The 26,092-nt window shown below is 73.6% G+C and carries 24 protein-coding genes; 14 read left to right on the forward strand and 10 right to left on the reverse strand.

From position 1 onward, the window contains the following. Positions 1 to 98: 98 nt before the first annotated feature. Positions 99 to 2,831, forward strand: coding sequence for a pyruvate dehydrogenase (acetyl-transferring), homodimeric type (aceE, locus tag ADL08_RS26295; protein WP_053647177.1), 2,733 nt, complete (start codon positions 99 to 101; stop codon positions 2,829 to 2,831). A gap of 153 nt (positions 2,832 to 2,984) precedes the next feature. Here aceE and ADL08_RS26300 read toward each other — a convergent pair whose 3' ends face one another. Continuing rightward, positions 2,985 to 3,392, reverse strand: a complete 408-nt coding sequence (locus ADL08_RS26300; RefSeq protein ID WP_234352264.1) for a peptidase inhibitor family I36 protein — start codon at positions 3,390 to 3,392, stop codon at positions 2,985 to 2,987. 199 nt (positions 3,393 to 3,591) lie between these two features. After that, a complete protein-coding gene (locus tag ADL08_RS26305; protein WP_053647179.1) occupies positions 3,592 to 5,214 on the reverse strand; it encodes an MFS transporter in 1,623 nt (540 codons plus the stop codon). A 153-nt stretch (positions 5,215 to 5,367) separates the two neighbouring features. On the opposite strand from ADL08_RS26305, the gene ADL08_RS26310 reads away from it, so the two are divergent. The 7 genes from ADL08_RS26310 (at position 5,368) to ADL08_RS26340 (ending at position 13,271) form a co-directional block, all read left to right on the forward strand. Next, entirely contained in the window at positions 5,368 to 6,015 is a 648-nt protein-coding gene (locus ADL08_RS26310) for a TetR/AcrR family transcriptional regulator (protein WP_053647181.1), read from the forward strand. 362 nt (positions 6,016 to 6,377) lie between these two features. Beyond that, positions 6,378 to 7,598: an alpha/beta hydrolase gene (locus ADL08_RS26315; RefSeq protein WP_053647184.1), complete on the forward strand. Its 1,221-nt coding sequence runs from the start codon at positions 6,378 to 6,380 to the stop codon at positions 7,596 to 7,598. A 65-nt stretch (positions 7,599 to 7,663) separates the two neighbouring features. Then, positions 7,664 to 8,680 carry a DUF4429 domain-containing protein gene (locus tag ADL08_RS26320; protein ID WP_053647186.1) on the forward strand — a complete coding sequence of 339 codons (1,017 nt, stop codon included), beginning with the start codon at positions 7,664 to 7,666 and terminating at the stop codon, positions 8,678 to 8,680. A gap of 190 nt (positions 8,681 to 8,870) precedes the next feature. Then, on the forward strand, positions 8,871 to 10,214 hold the full coding sequence (locus ADL08_RS26325) for a sensor histidine kinase (RefSeq protein ID WP_053647188.1): 1,344 nt from the start codon (positions 8,871 to 8,873) through the stop codon (positions 10,212 to 10,214). Continuing rightward, entirely contained in the window at positions 10,211 to 10,891 is a 681-nt protein-coding gene (locus ADL08_RS26330) for a response regulator (protein WP_053647190.1), read from the forward strand. Before ADL08_RS26325 ends, ADL08_RS26330 begins: the two co-directional genes overlap by 4 nt. Before the next feature lie 194 nt (positions 10,892 to 11,085). Further along, positions 11,086 to 12,066 (forward strand): alpha/beta hydrolase, encoded by a 981-nt coding sequence (locus tag ADL08_RS26335; RefSeq protein ID WP_053647193.1) that lies wholly within the window; start codon positions 11,086 to 11,088, stop codon positions 12,064 to 12,066. Next, a complete protein-coding gene (locus ADL08_RS26340; protein WP_053647195.1) occupies positions 12,063 to 13,271 on the forward strand; it encodes an acyltransferase family protein in 1,209 nt (402 codons plus the stop codon). Before ADL08_RS26335 ends, ADL08_RS26340 begins: the two co-directional genes overlap by 4 nt. A gap of 13 nt (positions 13,272 to 13,284) precedes the next feature. Here the strand turns inward: ADL08_RS26340 and ADL08_RS26345 are convergent, their stop codons facing one another. Together ADL08_RS26345 and ADL08_RS26350 are read right to left on the reverse strand one after the other, a co-directional pair. Then, complete coding sequence (locus tag ADL08_RS26345; protein WP_053647196.1) at positions 13,285 to 14,310, reverse strand: aldo/keto reductase; 1,026 nt, start codon at positions 14,308 to 14,310, stop codon at positions 13,285 to 13,287. Further along, the gene (locus ADL08_RS26350) at positions 14,307 to 14,711 is read right to left on the reverse strand and encodes a MerR family transcriptional regulator (RefSeq protein WP_053647198.1); all 405 of its coding nucleotides are present in this window, start codon (positions 14,709 to 14,711) and stop codon (positions 14,307 to 14,309) included. Before ADL08_RS26350 ends, ADL08_RS26345 begins: the two co-directional genes overlap by 4 nt. Before the next feature lie 60 nt (positions 14,712 to 14,771). Here ADL08_RS26350 and ADL08_RS26355 point away from each other — a divergent pair, with 60 nt between their 5' ends. Then, positions 14,772 to 15,602: a serine hydrolase domain-containing protein gene (locus ADL08_RS26355; protein ID WP_234352259.1), complete on the forward strand. Its 831-nt coding sequence runs from the start codon at positions 14,772 to 14,774 to the stop codon at positions 15,600 to 15,602. Between the two features lie 80 nt (positions 15,603 to 15,682). Further along, positions 15,683 to 15,925, forward strand: a complete 243-nt coding sequence (locus tag ADL08_RS26360) for a hypothetical protein (protein WP_324610431.1) — start codon at positions 15,683 to 15,685, stop codon at positions 15,923 to 15,925. Between the two features lie 4 nt (positions 15,926 to 15,929). Here ADL08_RS26360 and ADL08_RS26365 read toward each other — a convergent pair whose 3' ends face one another. From ADL08_RS26365 to ADL08_RS26385, 5 genes are read right to left on the reverse strand one after another with little or no spacing between them, the layout of a single operon-like run. Beyond that, positions 15,930 to 16,529 (reverse strand): hypothetical protein, encoded by a 600-nt coding sequence (locus ADL08_RS26365; protein ID WP_053647204.1) that lies wholly within the window; start codon positions 16,527 to 16,529, stop codon positions 15,930 to 15,932. Continuing rightward, entirely contained in the window at positions 16,526 to 18,037 is a 1,512-nt protein-coding gene (locus ADL08_RS26370; protein WP_053647206.1) for a sensor histidine kinase, read from the reverse strand. Before ADL08_RS26370 ends, ADL08_RS26365 begins: the two co-directional genes overlap by 4 nt. A gap of 32 nt (positions 18,038 to 18,069) precedes the next feature. Next, on the reverse strand, positions 18,070 to 18,753 hold the full coding sequence (locus ADL08_RS26375) for a response regulator transcription factor (protein WP_053647209.1): 684 nt from the start codon (positions 18,751 to 18,753) through the stop codon (positions 18,070 to 18,072). Between the two features lie 31 nt (positions 18,754 to 18,784). Continuing rightward, a complete protein-coding gene (gene murJ / locus ADL08_RS26380; protein ID WP_053647211.1) occupies positions 18,785 to 20,425 on the reverse strand; it encodes a murein biosynthesis integral membrane protein MurJ in 1,641 nt (546 codons plus the stop codon). Beyond that, on the reverse strand, positions 20,422 to 21,600 hold the full coding sequence (locus ADL08_RS26385; protein WP_053647213.1) for a lipid II:glycine glycyltransferase FemX: 1,179 nt from the start codon (positions 21,598 to 21,600) through the stop codon (positions 20,422 to 20,424). The genes murJ and ADL08_RS26385 overlap by 4 nt, the downstream gene beginning before the upstream one ends. Before the next feature lie 206 nt (positions 21,601 to 21,806). Here ADL08_RS26385 and ADL08_RS26390 point away from each other — a divergent pair, with 206 nt between their 5' ends. The 3 genes from ADL08_RS26390 to ADL08_RS26400 all read left to right on the forward strand — a co-directional run bounded on the left by ADL08_RS26390 (position 21,807) and on the right by ADL08_RS26400 (position 24,098). After that, positions 21,807 to 22,967 (forward strand): L,D-transpeptidase, encoded by a 1,161-nt coding sequence (locus ADL08_RS26390; protein ID WP_053647215.1) that lies wholly within the window; start codon positions 21,807 to 21,809, stop codon positions 22,965 to 22,967. A gap of 128 nt (positions 22,968 to 23,095) precedes the next feature. After that, positions 23,096 to 23,920, forward strand: a complete 825-nt coding sequence (locus ADL08_RS26395) for a helix-turn-helix domain-containing protein (protein ID WP_053647324.1) — start codon at positions 23,096 to 23,098, stop codon at positions 23,918 to 23,920. Further along, positions 23,904 to 24,098, forward strand: coding sequence for a DUF397 domain-containing protein (locus tag ADL08_RS26400; protein ID WP_053647217.1), 195 nt, complete (start codon positions 23,904 to 23,906; stop codon positions 24,096 to 24,098). The genes ADL08_RS26395 and ADL08_RS26400 overlap by 17 nt, the downstream gene beginning before the upstream one ends. Here ADL08_RS26400 and ADL08_RS26405 read toward each other — a convergent pair. Continuing rightward, on the reverse strand, positions 24,095 to 24,751 hold the full coding sequence (locus ADL08_RS26405) for a pirin family protein (RefSeq protein ID WP_199837094.1): 657 nt from the start codon (positions 24,749 to 24,751) through the stop codon (positions 24,095 to 24,097). The two genes, ADL08_RS26400 and ADL08_RS26405, sit on opposite strands and share 4 nt — an antisense overlap. 93 nt (positions 24,752 to 24,844) lie before the next feature. Here ADL08_RS26405 and fasR point away from each other — a divergent pair, with 93 nt between their 5' ends. Further along, positions 24,845 to 26,026 carry a fatty acid biosynthesis transcriptional regulator FasR gene (fasR, locus tag ADL08_RS26410; protein ID WP_053647220.1) on the forward strand — a complete coding sequence of 394 codons (1,182 nt, stop codon included), beginning with the start codon at positions 24,845 to 24,847 and terminating at the stop codon, positions 26,024 to 26,026. The last annotated feature ends 66 nt before the right edge of the window (positions 26,027 to 26,092 follow it).

The following is a 26,092-nucleotide window of genomic DNA, read 5'->3' on the forward strand; positions in this document are numbered from 1 at the left end:
CCCCTCGGTAAAGATGACGTCCGGTGTCGGCGGGGTACACGATGGAGATCCCGACCACCTTGTGGCCCCGTGACCACCCCGAACAGCGAAGGAAGAGCGTGGCTCCCGGATCCGATCGCAACCCGATCATCATTGGCGGCCTTCCCAGCCAGGTCCCGGACTTCGATCCGGAAGAGACCCAGGAATGGCTCGACTCCCTCGACGCTGCCGTCGACGAGCGGGGCCGGGAACGGGCCCGCTACCTCATGCTCCGCCTGATCGAGCGCGCCCGCGAGAAGCGCGTGGCCGTGCCCGAGATGCGCAGCTCGGACTACGTCAACACCATCGCCACCAGGGACGAGCCCTTCTTCCCCGGGAACGAGGAGATCGAGCGCAAGGTCCTCAACGCCACCCGGTGGAACGCGGCCGTGATGGTGTCGCGCGCCCAGCGCCCGGGCATCGGCGTCGGCGGCCACATCGCGACCTTCGCCTCCTCGGCCTCCCTCTACGACGTCGGTTTCAACCACTTCTTCCGCGGCAAGGACGAGGGCGACGGCGGCGACCAGATCTTCTTCCAGGGGCACGCCTCCCCCGGCATCTACGCCCGCGCGTACCTGCTGGACCGGCTGAACGAGGCCCAGCTCGACGGCTTCCGCCAGGAGAAGTCGAAGTTCCCGAACGGCCTCTCCTCCTACCCGCACCCGCGGCTGATGCCGGACTTCTGGGAGTTCCCGACCGTGTCGATGGGCCTCGGCCCGCTCGGCGCGATCTACCAGGCCCGGATGAACCGCTACATGGAGGCGCGCGGCATCGCCGACACCTCCAAGTCGCACGTGTGGGCCTTCCTCGGCGACGGCGAGATGGACGAGGTGGAGTCCCTCGGCCAGCTGTCCATCGCGGCCCGCGAGGGCCTGGACAACCTCACCTTCGTCGTCAACTGCAACCTCCAGCGGCTCGACGGCCCGGTGCGCGGCAACGGCAAGATCATCCAGGAGCTGGAGTCGATCTTCCGGGGCAACGGCTGGAACGTCATCAAGCTCATCTGGGACCGCTCCTGGGACCCGCTGCTCGCGCAGGACCGGGACGGCGTCCTGGTCAACAAGCTGAACACCACCCCGGACGGGCAGTTCCAGACGTACGCCACGGAGACCGGCGGCTACATCCGGGACCACTTCTTCGGCGACGACCACCGGCTGCGGGCCATGGTCGAGGGCATGTCGGACCAGCAGGTCCTGCACCTGGGCCGCGGCGGCCACGACCACCGGAAGATCTACGCGGCCTACGCGGCGGCGAAGGCCCACGCCGGCCAGCCGACCGTGATCCTCGCGCAGACCGTCAAGGGCTGGACCCTCGGCCCCAACTTCGAGGGCCGCAACGCGACCCACCAGATGAAGAAGCTGACGGTCGACGACCTCAAGCGCTTCCGCGACCGGCTGCACGTCCCGATCACGGACAAGCAGCTGGAGGAGGGCCTGCCCCCGTACTACCACCCGGGCCCGGACTCCGAGGAGATCCAGTACATGCACGACCGCCGCAAGGCGCTCGGCGGGTACGTCCCGACCCGGGTCGTGCGGGCGCGGCCGCTGGAGCTGCCCGACGACAAGGCCTACGCGGCGGCCAAGAAGGGCTCGGGCCAGCAGTCGATCGCCACCACCATGGCGTTCGTCCGCATCCTGAAGGACCTCATGCGGGACAAGGAGATCGGCAAGCGCTTCGTGCTGATCGCCCCCGACGAGTACCGCACCTTCGGCATGGACGCGTTCTTCCCGAGCGCCAAGATCTACAACCCGCTGGGCCAGCAGTACGAGGCGGTGGACCGCGAACTCCTCCTCGCCTACAAGGAGTCGCCGACCGGCCAGATGCTGCACGACGGCATCTCCGAGGCCGGCTGCACGGCCTCGCTGATCGCCGCCGGCTCCGCGTACGCCACGCACGGCGAGCCGCTGATCCCGGTGTACGTCTTCTACTCGATGTTCGGCTTCCAGCGGACCGGCGACCAGTTCTGGCAGATGGCCGACCAGCTGGCGCGCGGCTTCGTCCTCGGAGCCACCGCCGGCCGCACGACGCTGACCGGCGAGGGCCTCCAGCACGCGGACGGACACTCCCACCTCCTCGCTTCCACCAACCCCTCCTGCATCGCCTACGACCCGGCGTTCGGCTTCGAGATCGCGCACATCGTCAAGGACGGCCTGCGCCGGATGTACGGCCCCGAGGCCGAGGACGTCTTCTACTACCTGACCGTCTACAACGAGCCGATCCAGCACCCGGCCGAGCCGGAGGACGTGGACGTGGAGGGCATCCTCCAGGGCATCCACCGCTTCAAGCCGGCCGGGTCGGGCACGATCCCCGCGCAGATCCTGGCCTCCGGCGTGGGCGTGCCGTGGGCGATCGAGGCGCAGCGGATCCTCGCCGAGGAGTGGAACGTGCGGGCCGACGTCTGGTCCGCCACCTCCTGGACCGAGCTGCGCCGCGAGGCCGTGGCCGTCGAGGAGCACAACCTGCTCCACCCCGACGAGGAGCAGCGCGTCCCGTACGTGACGCGCAAGCTCCAGAGCGCCGAGGGTCCGTTCGTGGCGGTCTCGGACTGGATGCGCGCGGTGCCGGACCAGATCTCCCGCTGGGTCCCCGGCACGTACACCTCGCTGGGCGCGGACGGCTTCGGCTTCGCGGACACGCGCGGCGCGGCCCGTCGCTACTTCCACATCGACGCCCAGTCGATCGTGCTCGCGGTGCTGACCGAGCTGGCCCGCGAGGGCAAGGTCGAGCGGTCGGTCCTGAAGCAGGCCGTGGACCGCTACCAGCTGCTCGACGTGGCGGCGGCGGACCCGGGGGCGGCGGGCGGGGACGCGTGACGTCCTAGGGCGTGTGTCGAAAGTCCCGTCTGCCCGGCGGCGCCCGGCACACACCCCCTGAGGACGCGACACCCGCGAGGGGCGGTGGGACCGACGGTTCCGCCGCCCCTCGGCGTTTCCCGGGCCGTCCCGCGCCGTCTCCCGCCTCCGTCCCTACCGCTCCCAGATCTTGAACGCTCTGACCTCGTAGGGCGACTGCGGCACCCAGGTCCCCTTCCCGGGATAGGTCTCGAACTCGCCCGTCTCCGCGCACTCGGCGGACTGGTAGGTGGTGACCGGCCGCCCGGTGCGGTTCGCGAGGGACTGGGCCGAGGTGCCGGCCGGCAGGGCGACGCAGCTGTCGACGTCGGTGGTGGCCAGCTCGTGCGTCCGGGCCCTGCCCTTGAAGTCGGGCTTGGACCAGAGGCAGAGCCGGCCGGGGCCGCAGGGGCCGAGCTTCGTCCCCTGGGCGGTGGCCCCGGCAGCGGCCCTGCCGGTCGCCGTGGCGGTCGCCGCGCCCGGCAGGGCGGTGAGGAGCAGGACCGCCAGGACGGCGGTCGTCAGCAGTCGCTTCGTACGCAGGTCGTTCAAGGTTCTCAACCCCCGGTTTCGTCACTCTCTGTGACAAGAACTCTGCCGGATGTCACCGCCTGTTGAGAAGGGGGCCAAAGCTTCTTCACTCGAACGGGCGACGGCCCCCGCCGGACCAGGTCCGGCGGGGGCCGTACGAAAGACGCGCGACAGACGCGCGAAATACTCGTGCGAGAAGAGGACGAGCAGGTCAGATGTGGGCGCCGCCCATGCCCGCCTCCGCGTTCTCGCCGCGCTTGGTCAGCAGGGCGACGACCGCCGCGACGACCGCGACGACACCGGCGACGGTGAAGGCCAGGCCCATGCCGTCCAGGAAGGTCTCGTGGATGACGCCGGTGATCGTCTGGACGAGGTCGGGGGTCATGCCCGGAGCCTTGGCCAGCTCCGGCGGCACCATGCCGAACTCGGCGGCCTGCTCCAGCTGCGGGTTGGGCGGGGCCGGGATGCCGGCTGCCTTCCAGTTGTCCGCGAAGACGCCCGACACCTTGGAGGACATGACGGCGCCGAGGACCGCCGTGCCGAGCGCGCCGCCGACCTGCATGGCGGCCTGCTGGAGACCGCCGGCCACGCCGGAGAGCTCCAGGGGCGCGTTGCCGACGATGACCTCGGTGGCGCCGACCATGACCGGGGCGAGGCCCAGGCCGAGGAGGGCGAACCAGAGGGACATGACGAGGGTGTCGGTGCCGGCGGAGAGCGTGATCATGCCGAACATCGCGACGGCCGTGCAGACCATGCCGCCGACGAGCGGCACGCGCGGACCGAACTTGGTGATCAGCACGCCGGCCAGCGGCGAGGAGACGATCATCATCGCGGTCAGTGGCAGCAGGCGCAGACCGCTGTCGACCGGGCTGAGCCCCTTCACGCCCTGGAGGTAGAAGGTCACGAAGAACAGGCCGCCCATGAAGGCGAAGGCCATCAGGACCATCAGCACCACACCGGCCGAGAGCGGCACGGAGCGGAACATGGCCAGTGGGATGAGCGGCTCCTTGACCTTGGTCTCCCAGAGGGCGAAGAGCACGAAGAGGAGCACCGCGCCGAGCAGACAGCCCCACGTCTTGCCGCCGCCCCAGCCCCAGGACTCGCCGGCCTTGATCAGGCCCCAGACCAGGGTGCCCATGGCGCCGGAGAGCAGCAGGATGCCGAGGATGTCGAAGGAGCGCGGCGCGTTCTCCGCGCGGTGGTCCTTCAGGATCACCAGGCCGAAGACGAGCGCGACGACGCCGACCGGCACGTTGACGAAGAAGACGGACTGCCAGCTGACGTGCTCGACGAGCAGGCCGCCGACGATCGGGCCGCCGGCCGTCGAGGCGCCGATGACCATGCCCCAGATGCCGATGGCCATGTTCAGCTTCTCGGCGGGGAAGGTGGCGCGCAGCAGGCCGAGGGCGGCCGGCATCAGCAGGGCGCCGAAGAGGCCCTGGAGGACGCGGAAGGCGATCACGGCCGCGATGGAGTCGGAGAGGCCGATCGCGCCGGAGGCGGCGGCGAAGCCGGCGATGCCGATGAGGAAGGTCTGGCGGTGGCCGAAGCGGTCGCCGAGCTTGCCGGCGGTGATCAGGGCGACGGCGAGCGCGAGCAGGTAGCCGTTGGTGATCCACTGGACCTGGGCGAGCGAGGCGTCGAGGTCGGCCTTGATGGCGGGGTTGGCGATCGCGACGATCGTGCCGTCGAGCGCGACCATCATCACGCCCACGGCGACGGCGAACAGGGTCAGCCAGGGATGGCCGCGCAGTCCCTTCGCCGGACCCGGCACGGGTCCCGGGGTGCCCCCCTGGCCCTGCGGGGCCTTTTCCACGGTGGTCTGACTAGTCATACCCGGAGGCTAGTGACAGTCGCTGACAATTGACAAAGCGATTCACGCGTCGGTAACTGTCACGTAGCTCACAGGTACCCTGAGCCGGACGAAATGGCGCGAAAACGCCCGTGGGGCGTCGGCGTAGAAGACATACGAGAAGAGGATCCCGAGGTGACCTTGCCCGGTCTGCGCGAGCGGAAGAAGCAGCGGACCCGTGACGCGCTGATCCGGGTGGCCCTGGAGCTCTTCACCGCCCGGGGGTACGAGCGGACCACGGTCGACGAGATCGTCGAGGCCGTCGAGGTCTCCCAGCGCACCTTCTTCCGCTACTTCGCCTCCAAGGAGGAGGTCGCCTTCGCCGTCCAGCAGATGGTGGAGGAGCGCTTCGTCCGCTCCCTCGGGCAGCGGCCCCCGGCCGAGGGCCCCCTCGACGCGCTGCGCAACGCCGTCCTCTCCTCCTGGGACACCATCGGCGAGGCCATCACCGAGGTCGTCCCGGTCGGGCTGTACCTGCGCACCTTCCAGCTGATCGAGTCGACGCCCGCGCTGCTCGCCGTCCATCTGCGCCGCTCCACCGAGATGGAGGAGACGATCGCCCGGATCATCGCCGAGCGCGAGGGCGTCGACGTGGACGAGGACCCGCGGCCCCGGATCGCGGTGGCCGCGTTCAGCGGGGTGATGCGGGTCACCGGGCAGATGTGGGGCCGGGGCACGGACCAGAGCCTGGAGGCCATCCGCGCGCTCACCGAGGACTACCTCGACCACCTCGGCCCGGCCCTGGCCCCGCACTGGCGGGGGCGGTGCGGGGACACCCCCTGAGGGCGGTACGGGGGGCGCCCCCCGGAGCACGCCCTGGGGACCCCTTGTACGGGACACCTCCCGGAACACGCCCTGGGGGCCGTACGGGGCATCCCCGGAACACTCCCCGGGGGCCCGGCCCCGAAGGCCCGCCCCGGGGGCCCGTACGGGACACCCCTTCGGAACACACCCCTGGGACCCCGTACGGGACCACCCCCGGATCACGCCCCGGGGCCCGTACGGGAATCCCCGGATCCCCCCGGGGTCCTACGGGACACGCCCGGAACGCCCCCGGAGGCCCCTCCGTCCCAGGACGTGCGGAGGCGTGACCTCCGTCCCACCTGGTACGGAACCGTCCCCACCGCCCCGTAGGGTGGCGGCCCGTGAGCCCTGTCGACACCGCACCCGCCCCCTTCGCCGCGCGCGCCCTCCTCGCGCTCGTCGTCGTGCTCGTGCTCCTCGCGACCACCGGGTGGACCACGGTCCGGCACCAGCCCCCGCCGGGTCCCTCCCGCGAGGCCGCGCTCGCCGCCTGGGCGCGCGACCGGGTCGACCACCGCCCGCTGCCCGGCCCGACGGCCCCGCCCCGCACCGTCGCGGCGTTCTTCGCCGGGCTCGGTCCGGCGGGCGGGGTCCGGCTCGCCGCCCGGCACCCGCTCGTCGTCGGCAACCTCAACGGCGCCCCGGTCGCCCTCCGCTACCGCGCCAACCGGATCACGCTCACCCGCGCGTACGACGCCGAGCGCGGCAGGGTCGACGACCCCCGGCTCTCCCCCGAGGGCCGCCACGAGGCTCGGCGCCGGATCGACCGCTTCGCGTCGCTGCTGCGGCCGGACCGCCGGATCCTCGCGTTCGACCCGACGGGGGCGGGGCGGGCCGCCGAGGTCCTCGGGGACCTGGAGCGGGCCCGGCGCGTCTCGGTGGTCGTGCCCGGCGTCGACACCAACCTCCTCACCTTCCAGCGGACCCACGGCCGGTACGGGGCTCCCGCCGGCATGGCGCGGGCCCTCTACGACGCCGAGCGGCGGGCCGCGCCCGGCGCCCGGGTCGCGGTCATCGCCTGGGCCGACTACACCGCGCCCGTCGGGATCGGCATCGACGCGCTGACCGGCCGGCTCGCCGAGGCGGGCGCCGCACGGCTCGTCGGACTGGCCGAGTCGCTCCCCGGCGACTCCCGGGTGGCGCTCTTCTGCCACAGCTACGGCTCCGTGCTCTGCGGGGTCGCCGCGCCCCGGCTGCCCGCCCGCGTGACGGACGTGGCCGTCTCCGGAAGCCCCGGCATGCGGGTGGAGCGGGCCGCCGACCTCGCCACCCCGGCCCGGATCTGGGCGATGCGGGACGCGGACGACTGGATCGCCGACGTGCCGCACCTGGAGGTGGGCGGGCTCGGACACGGAGCGGACCCGGTGGCGCCCGAGTTCGGCGCGCGGCTGCTCTCGGCGGGCGGGGCCGCCGGGCACAGCGGCTATTTCACGCCGGGGACGGTGAGCCTCGGCAACTTCGCCGCGATAGGCGTCGGCGCCTATCCGCGGCTGGTCTGCGCACGTGCCGGTGGCGCCTGCCACGACGGAATATCCGGCGCGGAAGGGCTCCGACGCGCGTAGATCCCACAATTTCGGGACCTTTCACAGGGGCGACGCCGGAGCGGGCGCCGCTTACGATGAGGCGTATGGGTGATGTGCTGGCCGGAATTCATGCCGCCTGGGAGTTCGAGAGCGACGCCCTCGTCATCCGCTTCGAACGGGGGAACCGCGCGCCGAAGCTGTTCCAGGTGCTGCGCGAACGCCGCGTGCCGTACGAAGCGCTGGCGTCCGTGACGCTCACGCCCGGGAAACGGAACACCGTCGTACTGCACGCCGTGCCGAGACCGGGCGCCGATCCGCTGATGGAGGCGGCCGCGGGGCAGCTCAAGGAGAGCTGCGATCCGTACCGGCTCGTGCTCCCGGCGGACCGGGAGACGCTCGCCGAGTACTACCGGGACGAACTGCGGGCGCTCCTGCCGCCGGAGCCGGGGGCCGCGGGGGCCACCGGACACGGCGGGGGCGGCCTGTACGACGGACTCGACGGACTCGGCGACCTCGAAGGACCCGGTCGGATCGACGGGCTCGGTCGGATCGACGGACCCGTCCGGATCGACGGGCTCGACGGGCCGGAGGGGACGTACGGGGCCGGCGGGATCGTGACGCCCGCCGAGCGGTTCCTCGTGTCGCCGCCCCCGGGGCCGCTGTCCTTCAAGGCGTACGACGGGAAGGCGTCCTTCGACGGCCGTGCGGAGGTCTCGTTCCGCTGGTTCTGGACGGGGGCCTCCTCGGAGAAGTGGAAGGCGGGCGACCAGACCTTCTCGGTCCGGGACCTGTGCGGGATCGAGTGGCGCTCGCCCGACGTCTTCGACGGGCACCTGCGGCTGGTGTCCCGGGACGGCGAGCCCCGGCCCACCCGGCCCGACCACGACCCCGCCTCCCTCGTCTTCGGCCTCGGTTACGGGCTCGTCCACGAGTCCCTCCCCTTCGCCGCGGCCGTCCTCGCGGCGATCCGGGCCTCCGACCGCGCCCCCGTGCCCGTCGGGTCCCGGACCCCCGGGGCGGTGGCCGAAAGGATTCGGCACCTGGGCGAGCTGCACCGGGCGGGGCTCGTGACGGACGAGGAGTTCTCCGCGAAGAAGGCGGAGTTGCTCGCGGAGCTCTGAACCCGGGCCGGAGTTCCGGGAGCGGGACCGAAGCCCGGGAGGGGACCGAAGCCCGGGAGCGGGACCGAAGCCCCGCGAGCGGGAACAGGACCAGGAGCCGGAACCCCCGGGTCATACCCCGGTACCAGCCCGCACCCCGGTCCCCGGTATGACGCCGGGGGCCGGGGCCGCTGCCTACGCTGGGCGGGCCATGACCACCGCACCGCGGCCCGAGCCGCCCACCGCTCCCCCGTCCTCCGCCCTCCGGGCCGGTGCCCGGCGGGCGGTCGCCCGGGCACGCGGGACGTTCCAGGGGTTCGGGGCCGCGCTCACCACCCCGACCGCCCCCGGCGCGCCCCTCCTCGCCGACGCCGCCTCCCGCTGGGTGCGGCTCCTCCCGTACGTCGTCGCGCTGGCCTTCACCGCCTCGCTCCTCCCCACCACCGTCCTCCTCCTCACCGACGACTACGGGCTCGACGGCGCCCTCGCCGGGGCGGTCGGCACCGCGCAGACCGCGCCGCTGCTGCTCGCCGTCACCCGTCCCCTCCAGGCCTGGTGGGTGGTCTTCGCCGCCGACGTGACCGGCGCGCTCCTGCTGCTCGCCGCCGACGGCCCGCGCGCCCACCTGTGGCCCTGGACCCCGCCGCTCGTCGTCGGCTACTGCGCGCTGATGCTCGCGCTCGGCCTGCGCGAGTCCCGCCGGGCGCTGTTCGGCGTCTGGCTGGCGACGGGAGCCGCCGGATACGTCCTGGAGGCGTTCCGGCCCGCCGGGTACACCAGCGTCCACACCCTGCTGTTCGTCCTGAGCGGGGTGCTGCTCCTGCTCACCTCGGCGGTGCGCGCGCGGGGCGACGCCCAGCGGCGGCTCGCGGAGCAGGAGACCATCAGCGAGGCCGAGCGGTCCCGCCGCACGCTCCTGGAGGAGCGGGCCAGGATCGCGCGCGAACTGCACGACGTCGTGGCCCACCACATGTCCGTGATCACCGTGCAGGCCGACTCGGCGCCGTACCGCGTCCCGGGGCTTCCCGACGCGGCCCGCGAGGAGTTCGGCTCCATCGCGGCGAGCGCGCGCGAGTCGCTCGCCGAGATGCGCCGGCTGCTCTCCGTCCTGCGCAGCGACGGCGGCGGGGGCGAGCTGGCCCCGCAGCCGGGGCTCGACCGGCTCCAGCAGCTGGTGGAGGCGACCGTGCGGGCCGGGGTGCCGGCCGAGCTGCGGCTCGCCGCCGACCTCGGGGACGTCCCGCAGGCGGTGGACCTGTCCGCGTACCGGATCGTGCAGGAGGCCCTCGCGAACGTCGTCCGGCACGCGCCCGGCGCCTCGACCCGGGTGTCGGTCCGGGCGGACGGGGGCCGGCTGACGGTCCTCGTCGTCAACGGGCCCTCCCTGGAGGGCGGTTCGTCCGTCGAGCGGGGCGCCCCGGGCACCGGGCACGGGCTCGTCGGCATGCGGGAGCGCGTACGGTTGACGGGCGGCTCGCTGGACACCGGGCCGCTGCCCGACGGCGGCTTCCGGGTCGCGGCCCGGCTTCCCCTGCGCACGGAGGACCCCGAGTGACCATCCGCGTCATCATCGTCGACGACCAGGCCATGGTGCGGGCCGGTTTCGCCGCGCTGCTCGCCGCGCAGCCCGACATCGACGTCGTCGGCGAGGCCTCGGACGGACGGCAGGGCGTGGAGGCGGCGCGGTCGGCGCACCCGGACGTGGTCCTCATGGACGTGCGGATGCCCGAGCTGGACGGGCTCGCGGCGGCCCGCGAGATCCTGTCCCCGCCGCCCGGGGTCACGCACCGGCCGAAGGTGCTGATGCTGACCACCTTCGACGTGGACGACTACGTGTACGAGGCGCTGCGCGCGGGCGCGTCCGGCTTCCTCCTCAAGGACGCGCCGCCGGCCGACCTGATCGCGGCGGTGCGGGTGGTGGCGGCGGGCGAGGCGCTGCTCGCCCCGTCCGTGACCCGGCGTCTGATCGCGGACTTCGCCGCGTCCCGCCCGGCCCCGCGCCGGGACACCGCGGCGCTGCGCCTGAACGGTCTCACCCCGCGCGAGACGGAGGTCCTGGAGCTGATCGCCCGGGGCCTGTCCAACCAGGAGATCGCGAGCGGCCTGGTCCTCGCCGAGCAGACGGTGAAGACCCACATCGGCCGGGTCCTGGCCAAGCTGGACCTGCGCGACCGGGCCCAGGCGGTGGTCTTCGCGTACGAGTCGGGGCTCGTGACGCCGGGCACCGCCTGACCCGGCGGTACGGCCCGCCCTGGGGGAAGCCCCACCGCCCTTCCGGGGGCCGGCCCCTCCTCCACCCCCTACCCCGGTATCAAAGGAGGGTTGGCCCCCCGGTGTGACGTGCCGTCACCCTTCCCCTTCCTACCTTCCTCCCGTCGCCGGACGACCGGCGGACGAGCGAGAAGCCGGAGAGGGAGGGCGGGCCCATGCGCCGCACGTCGAGGACCCTGATCACCGTGGCCCTGGTGGCCGCCGCGGTCGCCGGGACGGCCGGATGGGCGTCCGGGGGCGCCCAGGAGGCCGTGACCGGGGCGCCGGTCGGGACGGGGGCGTGGGTGGGTGCGGGGTTGCCGGACCCGGAGGGGGTGGGGCCGGCCGGGATCGCGCGGTTCTTCGCGGGGCTCGATCCCGTACGGAAGAAGAAGCTGGTGCGGGCCCATCCCGGCGTCGTCGGGAATCTGGACGGGGCTCCTCCGGAGCTGCGGTACGCGGCCAACGCGCTGACCACGGAGGGGCGGTTCGGGGAGGCGCGGGTGCTCGCGCACGATCCGCGCGGCCGGGGACAGGTGGTCCTGGTGTACGGGGACCTGGCGCGGGCCGAGCACGTGGCGGTGATCGTGCCCGGCTCCGACGTCGACGCCGGGCACGTCCGGCCCCTCGCGGACATGGCGGCGGCGCTGCGCCGGGCGACCGGGGACCGCACGGCGGTCGTCGCCTGGGCCGGGTACACCACCCCCGTCGGCGTCGGCCTGGACGCGGCCACCGGCCGGCTCGCCGAGGCCGGGGCGGAGCGGCTCGCCCGGTTCGCGGACGGCCTGGCGGCCGTCGGGGCGGCCGAGCCCTCGGTGTTCTGCCACAGCTACGGCTCGGTGGTCTGCGGGCTCGCCGCCCACCGGCTGAAGGCGAAGGACCTGGTGGTGTTCGGCTCGCCGGGGATGCGCGCCGAGAACGTCGCCGGCCTCGGCACCTCCGCGCGGGTGTGGGCGGCGAAGGACCCCACCGACTGGATCGACCGCGTCCCGAACGTCGCGTTCGCGGGCCTCGGGCACGGCGCCGACCCCACCGGGCCGTCCTTCGGCGCCCGCCGGATCCCGGCGGAGGACGCCGCCGGGCACGGCGGCTACTTCGCGGCCGGGACCTCCTCCCTGCGCGCGTTCGCCGCGATCGCCGAGGGGGACGCCCGATGAGCGCCCTCGTCCTCGCGCGCCGCGCGGCCCGGCGGATCGAGGCCGCCACCCCCGCCCACCGCGACCGGGCGGTCGACGGGCTGCGGGCCCTCGCCCTGCTCGCCGTGCCCACCGGCCACTGGCTGCTCGGCGGCTTCACGCTCTCCGCCGACGGCGCCCTCCACAACGCCAGCCCGCTCGGCGCCTTCGCCGGGCTCGCGCCGGTGAGCTGGGTCCTCCAGATGCTCGGGATCTTCTTCCTGGTCGGCGGGTACGCCTCCGTCCTCTCGTACCGGCGCCGGAAGGGGTCCACGGGCGCGTGGCTCAAGGGGCGGCTCGCCCGGCTCGGGCGGCCGGTGCTCGGGGTCACCGCCGTGTGGGCGGCGCTGCTGCCGCTGCTCCACCTCGGGCTCGGGGTGCCCGTGGACACCCTGCGGACGGTGTCCACGCTGGTGGTCCAGCCGCTGTGGTTCGTCGGGGTCTACGCGGTGGTCACCGCCCTCACCCCGTCCTGCGTGCGGGCCGCCCGCCGCCTCGGGGTGTGGGCGGCGGCCCCGCTGCTCGGCTCGGTCGCCGTCGTCGACCTGCTGCGCTACGGGCCGTACGCCGACGCCGTCCCGTCCTGGCTGGGCCTGCTGAACGTCCTGCCCGGCTGGCTCTTCGCCTATCAGCTCGGCGTCTCGTGGGGCGGGGGCCGGGTCACCCGGCGCCACGCCTGGGCCCTCCTCGCCGGCGGGGCCGCCCTCTTCGCCGCCCTGCTGCTCGTCTTCGGCTACCCGGCGTCGATGGTCGGCGTCCCCGGCGAGGCCCGCACCAACTCGCATCCGCCGTCGCTGCTCGTCCTCGCCCTCGCCGCCGCGCAGAGCGGCGCCGCGGTCCTGCTCCGCGACCGGATCGGCGCGCTCCTGCGACGGCCCGCGCTCTGGGCGCCGGTCGTGGTCGTCAACCTCTCGGCGATGACGGTCCTGTGCTGGCACCAGACGGCGATGCTCGCCGCCGCGGTCCCCGCCGCGCACGCCGGGGAGGTCGCGGGCCTGGTCGGCGCGCCCGACTCGGCGGGCTGGATCCTGGCCCGGCTCGCCTGGATGCCGGTCTTCGCCGGGCTGCTCGTCCTGATCGGGCGGTACGCGCGGGGCTTCGAGTCCCCGTGGACGGGGGCCGGGCCCGCCCGCCGCGCCCTGGCGGGGCTGCTCGCGGCGGGCTTCGGGGTCTTCGCCCTGGGGTGAGGTGCCCCGGGGCTCAGACCTCCCGGCCCACCGCCGTGAAGCTCATGTCCGGGTAGCGGTCGCCCGCCACCAGGCCGGCGATCGGCTCCAGCTCCGCCAGTTCGTCGCCGGTGAGGGTGATGCGGGTCGCGGCGGCGTTCTCCAGGAGGCGGGAGCGCTTGCGGGTGCCGGGGATCGGGACGACCGCGAGGCCGTGCACGGAGGCCCGCTGCTGGACCCAGGCGAGGGCGATCTGCGCCGGGGTCGCCCCGTGGGCGGCGGCGATCTTTCGGACCGGGTCGAGCAGGGCGGCGTTCCGCTGCGCGTTCTCGCCGGTGAAGCGGGGCTGCCGGGCCCGGAAGTCGTCGCCCCGGAGCTCCTTGGCGGCGTCCGCGAACGCCCCGGTCAGGAAGCCCCGGCCGAGCGGCGAGTACGGCACGAGGGTCACGCCGAGGTCGGCGGCGGCGCCGACGGCGCTGCGCTCCACGTCCCGGGAGAAGAGCGACCACTCCGACTGGAGGGCGGCGATCGGGTGCACGGCGTGGGCCTCGCGCAGTTCGGGCCCGGTGACCTCGCTCAGGCCCAGGAAGCGGACCTTGCCCTCCCGGACGAGCTCGGCCATGGTGCCGACGGACTCGGCGAGCGGGACCGCCGGGTCGCGGCGGTGCATGTAGTAGAGGTCGATGGTCTCGACGCCGAGGCGGCGCAGGCTGTTCTCGACGGCGCTCCTGATGTACGCGGGGTCGTTGCGGATGCCCCGGTAGGAGGGGTCGTCGGCGCGCCGTTCCAGGGCGAACTTGGTGGCGATCACGACCTCGTCGCGGTGGGCGGCGAGGAAGGGGGCGAGGAACTCCTCGTTGGCGCCGCTGCCGTAGGCGTCGGCGGTGTCGATCAGGGTGACGCCGGCCTCCAGGGCCGCGTCGAGGGTGTCGCGGGCGGCGGCCTCGTCGGTCGCGCCGTAGAACTCGCTGATGCCCATGGCGCCGAAGCCCTGGACCCCGGTCTCCGGGCCGTCCTGGCCTCCGAGGCGTACGGTGTCGATCCTGGTCACGCTGCTCATGAAGGTGTTCCTCCGCATACGGTGCCGTAGTGGCCGATCTTGAAGTCGAGCACGGCGAGCGTGTCCTGGAGCTCGGTGATCCGGGCGAGGACGTCCCGCCGGGTGGCCTCCAGGAGCTCGCGGCGTTCCTCACGGGTGTGGTCCCCGGCGCGCACCAGCTCGGCGTACCGGACCATGTCGGCGACCGGCATCCCGGTCAGCCGCAGCTTGCCGACGAAGGCGAGCCAGTCCAGGTCGCGCGCGGTGAAGCGGCGCTGCCCGGTGTGCGAACGGTCGACGTGCGGCATGAGGCCGATCCGCTCGTACCAGCGCAGGGTGTGCGCCGTGAGACCGGTCAGGGCGGCGACCTCGCTGATGGTGTGGTGCTCCCGGGTACCGCTGGTGCTCGCGATCGCGCTCATGCCTCCACGCTAAAACGTTGGAGTGCACTCGAAGCAAGTACTCCCAGTAGGCTCGCCCCCATGGAGAGCAGCGTGCCGAGCCTGGCGTCGATCGAGAACTGGCCCGTCCCCACCGCGGCCGCCGCCGTGGTCCGCGCGGACGGCACCCTGGCCGGGGCCCACGGCCCCACCGGGCGGCGCTTCCCGCTCGCCTCGGTGACCAAGCCGCTGGCGGCGTACGCGGTGCTCGTCGCGTACGAGGAGGGGGCGGTCGACCTGGACGAGCCGGCCGGGCCCGAGGGCTCGACCGTCCGCCACCTCCTCGCCCACACCTCGGGCCTCGCCTTCGACGAGAACCGGGTCCAGGCCGCGCCGGGCACCCGCCGGATCTACTCCAACACCGGCTTCGAGGCCCTCGGCGACCACGTCGCCAAGGCTACCGACATCCCCTTCGCCGAGTACCTGCACCAGGCGGTCCTGGAGCCGCTCGGCATGGCGTCGACGACCCTGGAGGGCTCGCCGGCCAAGGACGGCGTGTCGACCGTCGACGACCTGGTGCGGTTCGCCGCCGAGGTGCAGGCGCCCCGGCTGCTCGACGCCCGGACCGTCCTGGACGCGATGACCGTGACGCACCCGGGTCTGACCGGCATCCTGCCCGGCTACGGGCACCAGCGGCCGAACGACTGGGGCCTCGGCTTCGAGATCCGCGACGGGAAGTCCCCGCACTGGACGGGCGCCGGTTCCTCGCCGCGCGCCTTCGGGCACTTCGGGCAGTCCGGCACCTTCCTGTGGGTCGACCCGGACGCGCGGGCCGCGTGCGTGGCGCTCGCCGACCGGCCCTTCGGCCCGTGGGCGGTCGAGGCCTGGCCGGCGTTCACGGACGCGGTCCTGGCGGACCTGCGGGCGGCATAACCGGCCCGCCGGGGCCGTTTGTCGCGGCCGACGCGGGCAAAACGGAGTCCATGAGAGGCATCGACTCCGTCATAAGAACCGTGGCCCACGTGCTCGCGGGCATCCTGGTCGTCTGGATCCTCCTGGATCTGTTCGACGCGAACCGGGCGAACACCGTCGTCGACTGGTTCCACACGGCCGCCGACTGGCTCGCCGGCTGGTCGATCGGACTCTTCGACGTGTCCGAGCACGTCCTCCAGGTGCTGCTCGACTACGGCATCCCCGCGGTCGTCTACGTGGCGATCGCCAACCTCGTCTCCCGCCGGACGTTCGCCCGGCGGTGAGCCGTCAGTCCTCGCAGCGGGCGGCGGGCAGCGTCCCGTCGGCGCCGCTGATCGTCACCTCGGTCCGCCCCGCCGGGTGCTGCGCGTAGGCGGTCGTGCACACCAGCTGGCGGACGGCCGCCGCCGGGAGGCCCCGGACGGGGAAGGGCGCCCGGAGCCGCGCCGAGTCGGATCCGGCCGGGCCCGCCTCCACGTGCGGTGCCAGGTCCTCCCCCCTCGGCAGGGCGGTGGTGGCGCCGGCCGCGGCCTCGTGGGGCCTCGGGCCGGCCATCAGCGCGGCGAGGACCTTGTCGGCGGGGATCCGTCCGCCGCGCGGGGCGTCGGCGGAGGTCTCGTACCCCGGGCCGAACCCGTCGTACGGGACCCGGTCGGCCTCCGGGCCGCCCACCGGCTGGGTGGGGAAGGGTGCCTGGGGCCCCGTGTCACGGGCCATCGGCATCGACTGCCCGTCGGGATCGAGGAAGTAGAGCACCATCCGCTCCTCGGGGACCGGCTGGACGACGACGGTCGCGGCCCCGCCCGCCTCGACGACGTCGCTCTTCTGTATGCCGCAGCCGGCCAGGGCGAGCAGCGAGAGCAGCGCGGCGCCCGTCCGGCGCCTCACAGCGGCGTCCGTACGGTGAACACGGCTCCGCCCCCGGGGTGGTTGGCGGCCGTGACGGTGCCGCCGTGGAGCCGGACGTTCTCCAGGGTGATGGCGAGGCCGAGGCCGCTGCCCGCCGAGCGGGTCCTGGCCCGGTCCGCCTTGTAGAAGCGGTCGAAGACGTGCGGCAGGACCTCCGGGTCGATGCCCGGGCCCCGGTCGGCGACCTCCGTCACGAGCGTGTCCCCCTCCGCGTACAGCCGGACCGTGACCGGCGCCCCGCCGTGCCGCAGCGCGTTGCCGACGAGGTTGGCGACGACGACGTCGAAGCGGCGCGGGTCGAGCCGGGCCCTGATCCCCTCGTCGAGGTACGGGACGACCTGCGCGGGATCGTTCCAGTGGCGGTGCTGGAGGGTCTTGCGGACGCAGTCGGCGGCGTCGACCTCGTCCGTGTGGAGCTCGGCGGCGCGCGCGTCGAAGCGGGAGATCTCCATCAGGTCCTCGACGAGCACGGCGAGCTTCCCGGTCTCGGCGCTGATCAGGCGGACCGCGCGAGCGGTGTCGCTGTCGAGGCTCCCGGCGTCCTCGTCGAGGACCTCGGTGACGGCGAGCATCCCGGCGAGCGGGGTGCGCAGTTCGTGCGAGACGTCGGAGGCGAAGCGGCGGGCGCGGGTCTCGGCGGCGCGGAGTTCGGCGACGGAGCGTTCGAGCGCGGCGGCCGACTCGTTGAACGTGCGGGCGAGGTCGGAGAGTTCGTCGCTGCCCTTGGCGTGGATGCGGGTGTCGAGGCGGCCCTGCCCCATGTGGTGGGCGGCGTGCCGCAGCTCCCGCACGGGCCGCAGGACGCCCCGCGCGGCGAGCAGGGCGGGGACCAGGGCGACGGCGAGGGCGGGCAGGACGCCGTCGCGGGCGGCGGTGACCATGGCCTCGACGCCGGCCTCCTCCTCGTTCAGCTCCATGACGGCGTAGAGGACGAGGCCGGTGGGCCGGGCGGTTCCCTCGGTCGCGTGGGTCCGGAAGACGGCGGGGACGGCGATGGTCAGGTAGGGGGTGCCGTTCTTCACGACCCGCTGGAAGCCGGCGTGCGGGGTGGCGTCCCGGGCCCGGGCGCGGGCCCGCAGTTCGGGGGTGATGACGGAGGAGGTGGGCCGGTCGGTGGAGGAGACCCGGACGGCGCCGTACTCGGCGTAGACCCGCCAGGGGCGGGGCTTGCCCTGGCGGGCGATCCGGAGGACGTCGGACCGCAGGCCGTCGGGGTCGGGGGGCAGGGTGACGTGCAGCTCGTCGACCTGCTCGCGGAAGGCGGAGACGGCGGTGTCCTGGGTCTGTTCCAGGATGGCGTTGCGGGCGGCCCGGTAGGTGAGGGCGGCGGTGGTGCCGCAGCCGACGGCGGCGACGAGCAGGAAGGCGAGGACGAGCCGGGTCCGCAGCCCGAAGGGGTGCGGCCGGAGGCGCGGGGCGCGTGCCCGGCGGCGGCTCCAGGAAGCGGCGCCCGGACCCGTGTTACCGGCGCCCGGACTCGTGCTCATGCTGGTACTCGTGCTGGTACTCGTACGGATCCTCACAGCGGTCCGAAGCGGTAGCCGAAGCCGCGCAGGGTCTGGATGTAGCGGGGTTCGCCGGGGATGTCCTCGATCTTGTTCCGGAGCCGGCGGACGCAGGCGTCGACCAGCCGGGCGTCCCCGTGGTAGCTGTGCTCCCAGACGTGTTCGAGGAGCTGCTGCCGGCTGAAGACCTGCTCGGGGGCGGCGGAGAGGTGGAGCAGCAGCTTCATCTCGGAGGGGGCGAGGGCGATCCGCTCGCCCGCCTTGGCGACGGTGAGCCCGGCCCGGTCGATGGCGAGCTCCCCGTGGGACTCGACGGCGGACCGCCCGGAGCCGGGCTCCTCGATCCGCCGGAGCACGGCCCGTATCCGCGCCTCGATGACCTCGGTACGGGCGGGCTTGACGATGTAGTCGTCGGCTCCGGCCTCCAGGCCGACGACGACGTCGAAGTCGTCGCCCCGGGCGGTCAGCATGATGATCGGCAGCTGGCTGTCCTCCCGGACCCGGCGGCAGACCTGGACGCCGTTCATGCCGGGCAGCATCAGGTCGAGCAGGAGCAGGTCCGGGCGGAACTCGCCGAGCGCGGCGAGCCCCGCCTCCCCGGTCGGGGCGGTCCGCACCTCGTGCCCGCGCCGCCGCAGCCCGAGTTCGACGCCCTCGCGGACGGAGGGGTCGTCTTCTATCAGGAGCACGCGGGGCATGTGTGGAGTATCCCAAGGTCGTCGGGGCGGGTCACGGGCGGCGGACGGGAAGCCGGAGCCGTCCCAGCAGGTCCCGCAGTTCGGTGAGGCGCAGGGGCCGGGCCAGGACGGCGAAGACGGCGAGGATCGTGAGCGCCCCGGCGGCCCCGGCGGGCACGGCCCCGGCCGGACCGGCCAGGTCGGTGACGAGGAGCCCGTACCCGGCGGCGGGCACGGCGGCGACGAGCAGCCGCGCGAGCCCGGCGGCGGAACCCCCGGAACCGTCCGCCCTCCCGGCCTTCCCGGAGGCCCCGAGCCGCCGCCGCAGCACGTACGCCGTCACGCCCCACCCCGCCCACAGCGCCAGCGAGTACGCCCCCGCCATGCCCGCGACGGTCCAGCGCGCGGGGAGCAGGAGGTGTGCGGCGAAGGAGAGGCCCGCGTTCAGCCCGGCGATCACCAGGTTGAGCAGGAAGGGGGTGCGGGTGTCACGCAGGGCGTAGAAGGCGCGGGTGCACACGTACTGGCCGGAGAGGGCCACGAGGCCGGGCGCGAGGGCCATCAGGATCCAGGACATCGCGCGGATGTCGTCGTCGCCCGTCGCCCCGTGCCGGAAGACCGCCGTCATCAGGGGCACGGCGAGCGCGAGGAGCGCGCAGGCGGCGGGGACGACGGCGGCCGAGCTGGTGCGCAGCGCGTACGACACGTCCCGCCGGAGCCCGGCGAGGTCGCCGTCGGCCGCCGCCCCGCTCATCCGGGGCAGCAGCGCGGTCACCAGGGAGACGGTGACGATGCCGTGCGGGACGGCCCACAGCAGATAGGCGTTGTTGTATCCGGCGAGGCCCGCACCGCCGCCGGCCGCCGAGCCGCCCGCCGAGGTGGCGATCCAGGTGGTCACCCAGTACGCGCCCTGGTTGGTGAGGACGAGCAGCACCAGCCAGCCGGCCGACCGCAGCGGGGCCGTGAGGCCGCTGCCGCGCCAGTCGAGGCGGGGCCGCCAGCGGAACCCGGCGGCGCGCAGCGGGGGGACGAGGGCGAGGGCCTGGAGCGCGATCCCGGCGGTGGTGCCCCACCCGAGGAGCGCGGTCTCCCCGGCGCTGAGGGCGCCCCCGTCGCTCACCACCAGGAAGAGCCCGAAGACCGCCACCACGACGACGTTGTTGAGGACGGGCGTCCACATCATGGCGCCGAACCGCCCCCGGGCGTTGAGGACCTGCCCGAGGAGCGTGAAGAGCCCGAGGAAGAAGATCTGCGGGAGGCAGGTCCGGGCGAAGGCGACGGTGGTCTCCCGTTGCGCGCCCGTGTAGTCGGTGTACGTGTCGACGATGACGGGCGCGGCGAGCACGGCGGCGGCGGTGAGCGCGACGAGGGCGAGCGCGCACAGCGTGAGGAGCCGGTCTGTGTAGGCGACGCCGCCGTCCTCGTGCTCCTTGGCGGCCTTGACCAGCTCGGGGACGAAGACGGCGTTGAGGGCGCCGCCGAGGAGCAGCGTGTAGACGATCGTGGGGACGGAGTTGCCGACCGCGTAGCCGTCGGCGACGACGGCCGCGCCGAGTGCGGCGGCGACGACGGAGGCGCGGACGAACCCGGTGGCGCGGGAGACGAGCGATCCGGCCGCCATGAGGGCGCCGCTGCGCAGGACGGAGGCGGCCTTCGTCTCCGGGGCCGGGGCGGTCAGGACGGTGGCCGTCATCGGCGGGCCAGGTACGCCTGGAAGGCGCGGTGGAGCGCCTGGTTGGTCGTGCCCCGCATCGGTGTCTCCCACTCCCCCAGCGTTTCGACGACCCGGCCGCCCGTGCCGAGCTTCCAGCGGAGGAGGCCGTGGGCGCGGTCGTCCGGATCGAGGGTGGAGGGTACCCCGCGCAGGTCGTAGACGGCGGCGCCGAGGGCGTGGGCGTCGAGCAGCATGCGCCACTGGAGGGCGTTGGAGGGCCGGACCTCGCGGCGGTGGTCGGCGGAGGCGCCGGTCTGGTACCAGACGCGTCCGCCCACGGTGACCATGGTGTGCGCGGCGAGGACCTCCCCTTCGTGCCGGGCCAGGTACAGCTTCATCCGTCCCGGCTCCTCGGCGTTCAGGACGGCGTACTGGCGCTCGTAGTACGCGAGGGAACGTCCGAGCCGGAACCCGTCCCGCTCCTCCGTGATCCGGAGCAGCCGGTAGAACTCGGGCAGGTCGGCGGCGGATCCGACCGTGACCTCGACGCCGGCCTTCCGCGCCTTCCGCACGTTCCTCCGCCACTCCTGGTTGAGTCCGGACCACAGGTCGTCGGCGGTGCGGCCGGCCAGCGGGACCTGGAAGACGTGCCGGGGCTGGGCGTCGGCGCCGTCCTCGGAGTCGCCGCCGCAGCGCTGCCAGCCCCGGGCCCGGAGGCGTTCGGCGACGGCGGTCCCGAGCGGGTCGACCTCGTCGGCGAGGACGTCGGAGAGCCGCCGGCCGGTTCCGGTGGCGGCCTTGACGGTGGAGGCGTTCCACCGGCGGTGGGCGGGCGTGGGCCCGATGCGCACCGCGAAGGCCCCGGAGGCCCTCAAGTGCCCGAGGAGCGGCCCGAGCCAGCCGTCCAGATCGGGATCGGCCCAGTCGGCGACGGGCCCTTCGGGAAGGTAGGCGAAGTACTTCCGGGTCCCGGGGAAGGGCCGCAGGAGCACCAGCGCGGCCCCGGTCAGCCCGCCCCCCTCGGGCCCCCACCCCACCAACTGGTGGCTCCACCCCTCCTTCACCCGTGCCCACGCGGGCACTTGGAGGAAGCTGGGCCCGTCCCCTCCCCCGCGGGTCGCGAGGAACGCCCGGTAGGCCTCGGGGGTCACGGGGCCGAGCCGGAAGGGAGCGGGTCGTTCGACGGACGCGGCCGTCACGAGCAGCGCTGACACAACGAGGGCCTCCTGGTTCCGCCCCTCGGTGGTGGGGCGCACAGCAGGCTCACAGCCGAATGCGACCGGGCCGCGCGGCGTGTGTGACCGGACGATGACCGTTGCGTCGCAGCCCATGTCACACGGATGTTCGGAAACCTCCGCCGCGTTCCGACCGTCCTACAGTGCGGAACGACCCACCCTTTCCCACCCGCGGAGGCCTTTCCGTGCTGCCGATACGCACATCCCGTCCCACCCTCGCGGCCGTAGCGCTGGCCGTCTCGCTCACGGCCTGCTCGGCCCAGGCGGCGGACAAGAACCCGGCGGAACGGTCCGCGGCGCCACCGGCGAAGGTGGCGGTCGCGGACAGGACGGCGGGCAAGCCGGTGACGGTGACGGCCGCGAACGGCAAGCTGACCGCGGTGCGGATCACGGACGCGGAGGGCGGGGTCCTCACCGGCCGCGCGGACGCGAAGGGCACGCGCTGGACGTCGGACCGCAAGGCGGCCCCGGGCACCTCGTACACGGCGGAGATCACGGCCGCCGGCGCCGACGGCAAGGAGACGACCACCCGCTCGTCCTTCTCCACCCCGGACGCCGAGAAGGTCAACAAGCTGACCCTGGCGCCGGGCAAGAACACCACCGTGGGCATCGCCCACCCCCTCTCGATCGTCTTCGACCTCCCGGTGACGAAAAAGGCGGACGTCGAGAAGCAGCTCAAGGTCACGACCTCGAACGCCACCGAGGGCTCCTGGGGCTGGGTCAAGGACTGGTCGGGCCGCGACCGGGCGGACTGGCGGCCGAAGGAGTACTGGAAGCCCGGCACGAAGGTCACCCTCAAGGCCGACCTCAACGGCACGGACTCGGGCGGCGGCTGGTTCGTACGGGACTACGCCACGGGCTTCACGGTCGGTGACGCGCAGGTGGTGAAGGTGGACCTGGACAGCCACAGGCTCACCGTCCAGCGGAACGGCGGCACCGTCCGCACGATCCCGGTCTCCGGCGGCACGCCCGGCGGCGACAAGCGCTCCTGGCGGGGCACGGCCGTCCTGATGGCGAAGGAGGGCACCATCAACATGAACTCGGAGACCGTCGGCCTCGGCGACGCCTACGACAAGATGGTCGACTACTCGATGCGCCTGACCTGGTCGGGCATGTACGCCCACGCGGCCCCGTGGAACGCGCGGTACTTCGGCAACGCCAACCACAGCTCGGGCTGCATCGGCATGAGCGACGAGAACGCGGCCGCCCTCTACGCCCTGGTGAAGCCGGGCGACCCCTTCGAGATCAAGGGCGCCGACACCAAGGGCACGGTGGCCGAGGGCAACGGCTACGGCGCGTGGAACGTGAGCTGGGCCGACTGGAAGGCGAAGAGCGCGCTGAACTGAGCGCGGGGCCCGGGTCTCAACTCACCCACTCCCACGGGTGGTTTAAACGATTCGCACCTCCGGCCCGCGATCTCCTGACTACGCTCGGCGACAAGAACGCCGCGCGTCGCAGGCCGGAGGTGCTGACCATGGTCAACATTCAGGAACTCGATCCCAGCGCTTCCCCGCTGGACTACTACGGCTGGGAACTCCGCCGTCGGCGTGAGGCGCACCGGCTCACGCAACAGCAGCTCGGGGACGTCATCTTCTGCACGGGCTCCCTCGTCTGTCAGGTCGAAACGGCGAGGAAGCTGCCCACCCGCGAGTTCTCGGAGCGGGTGGACGCGGCGCTCGGTACGGACGGGGCGTTCTCCCGGCTGGTCGGCCTGGTGCTGCGCAGCCGGCTGCCGACGTGGTTCCAGCCGTACGCGGACCTGGAGGCGCGTGCCACGTACATCTCCGTCTTCCAGGCACAGGTCGTGTACGGCCTGTTGCAGACGCCGGAGTACGCGCGGGCGCTGCTGGCCGTCGACTACCCGGACAAGGTCGAGGAGATGGTGGCGGCCCGGCTCGAACGCCAGCGCGTCCTGGAGCGCAACGAGCCGCCGGCCCTGTGGGTCGTGCTGAGCGAGGCCGTGCTGTTGCAGGAGGTGGGCGATCGCAAGGTCATGCGCGAACAACTGGCCCACCTGTTGACCTTCCGCGACAACCCGTGGGTGCACATCCAGGTGCTCCCGTTCTCCGCCGGTGAACACACGGCGCTCATGGGCTCGTTCAATCTGCTCAGGTTCGAGGACGACCCCGACATCTTCTACACCGAGAGTTATGACCAGGGGCACATGACGGCCAATCCTTCCGTGATCAAGGATCGCTCCGTCGGCTACGCTCGGCTGCAAGCCACGGCCCTCTCTGTCGAGGATTCGGCGGCGCTGATCACCCGTGTGATGGAGGAACGCTATGGAGACCCGTCCTGACCTGACCGGAGCGCGGTGGCGGAAGTCGTCGTACAGCGGCACCAATGGCGGTGATTGCGTCGAGGTCGCCGACGGCTTCCCCGGCGCCGTCCCGGTCCGCGACAGCAAGAACCCCTCCGGTCCGGCCCTGGTCGTCGGCCCCGGGGCGTGGCAGGCGTTCGTGGACGGGCTGCGCTAGAGCGCGCGCCGCATCTCCCACACCAGTACCTCCGCGTCGCCGGTCGCGAGCAGGGCGAGGCCCTTCTCGTCGGTGGCGCGGGCCGCGTCGCCGGGGGTGAGGTCCTCGGTGCCGACGCGGACCGTGCCGCGTGCCACGTGCACGTACACGAAGTCGCCGTCCGGGAGCGATACCTGCGCGTTCTTCTCCAGGCGGTGGACGCGCAGGGTCGCGCCCGGGACCTCGTGCACGAGGTCCCCTCCGGTGCCGCGCACCACCTCGTACGACGGCTCCCCGCCGAACGACGGCGGGGCGAGCCACATCTGTACGAAGACCAGCGGGGCGTCGGCGTCGTTGCGTTCGACGTGCCGGACGCCCGCCGCCGCGCCGAGGTGCTGGAGGTCGCCGGCGCGGACGACCGTCGCGCGGCCCGTCGAGTCGCGGTGGGTGAGTTCGCCCGCCACGACCCAGGTGACGATCTCGGTGTGGCTGTGCGGGTGCTCGTCGAACCCGGCCCCCGGCGCGAGCCGCTCCTCGTTGCAGGCGACCAGCGATCCGAAGCGGAGGTTGTCGGGGTCGTAGTGCGGGCCGAAGGAGAAGGCGTGCCGGGTCTCGATGCCGGCCGCCGGGTCGCCCCCGGGGTACCGCTCGCCCGCGCGCTGGATGCGTATCACGTGCCCCACCGTAGCCACCCCGCCCCGCCCCCGCCGGAGGCGATCCCGCCCCGGCCCCGCACGTCGGCGTCCGGATAAGGCAGTCTTGTCCCCGTGCCTGAACCCGTGAACGCCTCCCATCCGCACTCCGCGACCCTGAAGCGCCTCGAACAGTCCTCCGGGCGGCTCGCCGCCGGCGCCATCGCGCGCATGGACGAGACGCTGCCGTGGTACCGCGCGATGCCGCCCGAGAACCGGTCGTGGATCGGCCTGGTCGCCCAGGCCGGCATCGCCGCGTTCACGGAGTGGTTCCGGCACCCGGAGACCCCGCAGGCGATCTCGACGGACGTCTTCGGCACCGCGCCCCGCGAGCTGACCCGGGCGATCACCCTGCGCCAGACCGTGGAGATGGTCCGGACGACCATCGAGGTGATGGAGTCGGCGATCGAGGAGGTCGCCGCCCCGGGCGACGAGTCGGTGCTCCGCGAGGCGCTCCTCGTCTACGCCCGGGAGATCGCCTTCGCGACGGCCCAGGTGTACGCGCAGGCGGCCGAGGCCCGGGGCGCCTGGGACGCGCGCCTGGAGTCACTCGTGGTGAACGCCGTGCTGTCCGGCGAGGCCGACGAGGGCGCGGTGTCGCGGGCCGCCGCGCTGGGCTGGAACTCCCCGGACCACGTGTGCGTGCTGCTCGGCACGGCCCCGGACGGGGACAGCGAGCTGACGGTGGAGGCGATCCGCCGGGCCGCCCGGCACGCCAAGCTCCAGGTCCTCACCGGGGTCCTCGGGAACCGGCTCGTCGTGATCGCGGGCGGCAACGACAACCCGCTCGCGGTGGCGAAGGCCCTGATCGGGCCGTACGCGCAGGGTCCGGTGGTGGCCGGTCCGGTCGTCCCCGACCTCCTCGCGGCGACCCGTTCCGCGCAGGCCGCAGCGGCCGGCCTCAAGGCCTGCTCGGCCTGGCAGGACGCCCCGCGCCCGGTCCTCGCGGACGATCTCCTGCCGGAGCGCGCCATCGCGTCCGACCCTTCGGCGCGCGAGCAGTTGGTGGAGGAGATCTACAGACCACTGGAGGAAGCGGGGTCGGCGCTTCTGGAAACTCTCAGTGTGTACCTGGAGCAGGCGAGCAGCCTGGAAGGCGCGGCGCGGATGCTCTTCGTCCACCCGAACACCGTGCGCTACCGGCTTCGACGTGTGACCGACGTCACCGGCTGGTCACCCTCCGACGTCCGTTCCGCCTTCACCCTGCGGATCGCGCTCATCCTGGGACGCTTGGCCGACGGGGATACGCAGTCCTAGACTTTTGTCGAACACCAACAATTCCCCCGACGGTTCTTCGTCCTTGTCCCCACGGGCGCTCGGAGC

It is taken from the genome of Streptomyces sp. NRRL F-6492, from assembly GCF_001280125.1.
Taxonomy (GTDB): Bacteria; Actinomycetota; Actinomycetes; order Streptomycetales; family Streptomycetaceae; genus Streptomyces.

What these genes read in the sequence shown, in the direction of transcription:
- ADL08_RS26305 (WP_053647179.1), bottom strand. Translation starts at nt 5,214, where the DNA reads ATGACTAGTCAGACCACCGTGGAAAAGGCCCCGCAGGGCCAGGGGGGC.
- ADL08_RS26320 (WP_053647186.1), top strand. Translation starts at nt 7,664, where the DNA reads ATGGGTGATGTGCTGGCCGGAATTCATGCCGCCTGGGAGTTCGAGAGC.
- ADL08_RS26325 (WP_053647188.1), top strand. Translation starts at nt 8,871, where the DNA reads ATGACCACCGCACCGCGGCCCGAGCCGCCCACCGCTCCCCCGTCCTCC.
- ADL08_RS26335 (WP_053647193.1), top strand. Translation starts at nt 11,086, where the DNA reads ATGCGCCGCACGTCGAGGACCCTGATCACCGTGGCCCTGGTGGCCGCC.
- ADL08_RS26340 (WP_053647195.1), top strand. Translation starts at nt 12,063, where the DNA reads ATGAGCGCCCTCGTCCTCGCGCGCCGCGCGGCCCGGCGGATCGAGGCC.
- ADL08_RS26345 (WP_053647196.1), bottom strand. Translation starts at nt 14,310, where the DNA reads ATGAGCAGCGTGACCAGGATCGACACCGTACGCCTCGGAGGCCAGGAC.
- ADL08_RS26350 (WP_053647198.1), bottom strand. Translation starts at nt 14,711, where the DNA reads ATGAGCGCGATCGCGAGCACCAGCGGTACCCGGGAGCACCACACCATC.
- ADL08_RS26355 (WP_234352259.1), top strand. Translation starts at nt 14,772, where the DNA reads ATGGAGAGCAGCGTGCCGAGCCTGGCGTCGATCGAGAACTGGCCCGTC.
- ADL08_RS26370 (WP_053647206.1), bottom strand. Translation starts at nt 18,037, where the DNA reads ATGAGCACGAGTCCGGGCGCCGGTAACACGGGTCCGGGCGCCGCTTCC.
- ADL08_RS26375 (WP_053647209.1), bottom strand. Translation starts at nt 18,753, where the DNA reads ATGCCCCGCGTGCTCCTGATAGAAGACGACCCCTCCGTCCGCGAGGGC.
- murJ (WP_053647211.1), bottom strand. Translation starts at nt 20,425, where the DNA reads ATGACGGCCACCGTCCTGACCGCCCCGGCCCCGGAGACGAAGGCCGCC.
- ADL08_RS26395 (WP_053647324.1), top strand. Translation starts at nt 23,096, where the DNA reads ATGGTCAACATTCAGGAACTCGATCCCAGCGCTTCCCCGCTGGACTAC.
- ADL08_RS26400 (WP_053647217.1), top strand. Translation starts at nt 23,904, where the DNA reads ATGGAGACCCGTCCTGACCTGACCGGAGCGCGGTGGCGGAAGTCGTCG.